The organism is Okeania sp. SIO2F4 (assembly GCF_010672385.1).
GTDB lineage: Bacteria > Cyanobacteriota > Cyanobacteriia > Cyanobacteriales > Microcoleaceae > Trichodesmium.
The window spans coordinates 1-2,630 of sequence record NZ_JAAHGT010001153.1; the positions used below are offsets into that span (position 1 = coordinate 1).

3 protein-coding genes are annotated in these 2,630 nt (G+C 33.5%); 1 reads left to right on the top strand and 2 read right to left on the bottom strand.

Annotated elements, in window-relative coordinates; translation table 11 throughout:
- Positions 1–646: 646 nt before the first annotated feature.
- On the top strand, positions 647–1,159 hold the full coding sequence (locus F6K22_RS38245; RefSeq protein ID WP_293110105.1) for an inorganic diphosphatase: 513 nt from the start codon (positions 647–649) through the stop codon (positions 1,157–1,159).
- A 428-nt stretch (positions 1,160–1,587) separates the two neighbouring features.
- On the opposite strand, the gene F6K22_RS38250 is transcribed toward F6K22_RS38245, so the two are convergent.
- Entirely contained in the window at positions 1,588–1,860 is a 273-nt protein-coding gene (locus F6K22_RS38250; protein WP_293110107.1) for a hypothetical protein, read from the bottom strand.
- Positions 1,861–1,874: 14 nt separating this feature from the next.
- Positions 1,875–2,189 (bottom strand): sulfotransferase family 2 domain-containing protein, encoded by a 315-nt coding sequence (locus tag F6K22_RS38255; protein ID WP_293110109.1) that lies wholly within the window; start codon positions 2,187–2,189, stop codon positions 1,875–1,877.
- Between the last annotated feature and the right edge of the window lie 441 nt (positions 2,190–2,630).

Consider the following 2,630-nt stretch of genomic DNA (forward strand, 5'->3'; position numbering starts at 1 on the left):
AATTTTTCTGAATTATCCTTAGCTAATAATTCTGGGGAAAGTCTCTGCAATTTTCCGACTTGGTTTGTCTGAGAATTAGACGTCAGAGAAATTTCTCTTTTGCTGGAAAGTTAGGTGGTAAAAATCAGGGAGATAAAATTCTCAAAAGTTTGCCTAAATCTTAGTCGTCTGTTGCCAGGAATTTTCCACGACACTCAATTTTTATGAATTATCCTTAGCTAATAATTCTGGGGAAAGTTTGGGAAATTTTCCCCCTTGGTTTGCCTGAGAATTAGACGTCAGAGAAATTTCTCTTTTGCTGGAAAGTTAGGTGGTAAAAATCAGGGAGATAAAATTCTCAAAAGTTTGCCTAAATCTTAGTCGTCTGTTGCCAGGAATTTTCCACGACACTCAATTTTTATGAATTATCCTTAGCTAATAATTCTGGGGAAAGTTTGGGAAATTTTCCCCCTTGGTTTGCCTGAGAATTAGAGTTAGATAAATTTGGCTTTCGCTCGATAGTGAAACGGGAAAAATGAGGGGAGTAAAATTCTCTGATATTTGGCTAAATATTAGTCACCTGTTGGAGGGAGGTTTCCAGTCAATCAATTTTCTGATCTTCTCAACTTATTGATATACTCTTTTTAGTTAATAATGGAGAAATTTTGTGGATTTATCGCTAATTCCAGCTCAACCAAAACCCGGACTAATAAGTGTCCTGATAGAAATTCCTGGCGGAAGTAAAAATAAGTACGAGTTTGATAAAGATTTACAAGCTTTTGCCCTTGACCGCGTACTATATTCTTCCGTACAATATCCTTACGATTATGGGTTTGTCCCTAACACCCTAGCAGATGATGGAGACCCCCTTGATGGAATGGTAATTATGGATGAGCCAACATTTCCTGGATGTGTTATTGCAGCAAGACCCATCGGAATGTTAGAGATGATTGATGGAGGAGATAGGGATGAAAAAATTCTCTGTGTTCCAGATAAAGACCCACGCTACACTGAAGTTAAATCTCTCAAAGATGTAGCACCTCATAAACTAGAAGAAATAGCCGAATTTTTCAGAAGCTACAAAAATCTAGAAAAAAAGGTGACAGAAATACTTGGTTGGAAAGATGTTGAACAAGTAACGCCATTAGTAGAACAATGCATTAAAGCAGCAAGCAAGTAATATTAGTTCTAGTATCTTCGGAATTACAAAAAATTTAGTGGTAGGTTTTCTAGAGATTTTACTCAATTGAAAACCTACCTCTACTTTTTAAAAAGACCAGTGGATTTTTTAAAAATCCTGAATTTATGGCAAAGGAAGAAGGCTTTAGTTATCTAGGAGAGAAGGCTTAAATTTCCTATAGACATTAACGCTCTTGTTTACACGCTCCGCAACGGACATGATATGAGTGAGTTTTTTCTAGGTCAATGCTCCGCAAATAGGATTTACCAATATCTAATATCTTAACTAATTAACGTACTGCTATAAAAATAGAAAAACTTTCTGTTTTCAGCAGAAATGCCTTTTGCCACAAGTTATTAAAATCAGAAATTTGAGTTTACTAAAAATTAGTTAGTTCTATTTCAATTTTTCTAAATTTTGTAGAGTTCTCAAATAAATTTATTTATTGGTTTACAAAAAAAATATCCAGCATATTCAATCTCTGCTGCATACTTATTTGCTACCATATCAATTAATTCAGAATCGTAATATTTCCAATAATCTTCTCGATTTGATTTATTACGGACAGGAAGCTGACAGTTTTCTAATTCTAATATTTGGGATACTTTTCTAAAGTCGTTCTCAAGAGATTCAAAATGCATAACAAAATTAACTTCAGGTTTGCTTGACGGTAAACCATGAGTATTTAGATAGTCAAACATTGTTGGTACTTTTTCTAATAAATTAATAAACTCGTCTCTATTCCAAGTTTGGGTTTGACGATGTGGCGAAAAAAGAAAGAATGATTTCTTTCCCAAGGGTTTCTAATAACGGCAAATTTATAAAGAGAATGAAAAATATCAGGTGACAAAACTTGATAGTAGTCAAGTAAAGATGAATGTTTATGTATGTTAGGAAAATTTTTATTTCTTACTTCAAATCTTTCTACACCATCCTGCAAAGAGTTAAGACAAACAATTTTATCTTCAGAGTAATACTTTAGAACATTCTGAATTGAATTACCTGCTGTTTTAAGAATGTGAATAAACAAAAATTTTTTTTGTATGGAAAGCATCTTTAAAACTGACGGGGTAAATATTTTATTTGCTTGTTGTCTATCTTCCTATCTATCTTCCCTAATCCCTAATAACTAAAACAAAAAACTATTAGATAAATAATCAAAAATAGGCGTTGCTGAATTATTGTATGATTTTTAGTAGTTAGTAGTTAGTAGTCACGCACAGCTTTTTTCCTTACTATCAATCTTACTCCGATACGAATTTCATACCTAATTTCAGCAATGCCCAAAAATAAAATCAATTATCGAACATAAATCATTGAAGGAGCAGTCAGCACTCAGCAATCAGCAATCAGCTTTTCACGGTGCATAATAGGGGATTCAAACCCCCAAAAAAGCGCACCACTAATTTTTCAAATATAGTGGGGGACTTAAACCCTTGGATTTTTAGCTGATAGCTAAATGCTGAAAGCT

Excerpts from the sequence above, each read along its gene's own strand:
- F6K22_RS38250 (WP_293110107.1), bottom strand. The coding sequence starts at position 1,860 with ATGTTTGACTATCTAAATACTCATGGTTTACCGTCAAGCAAACCTGAA.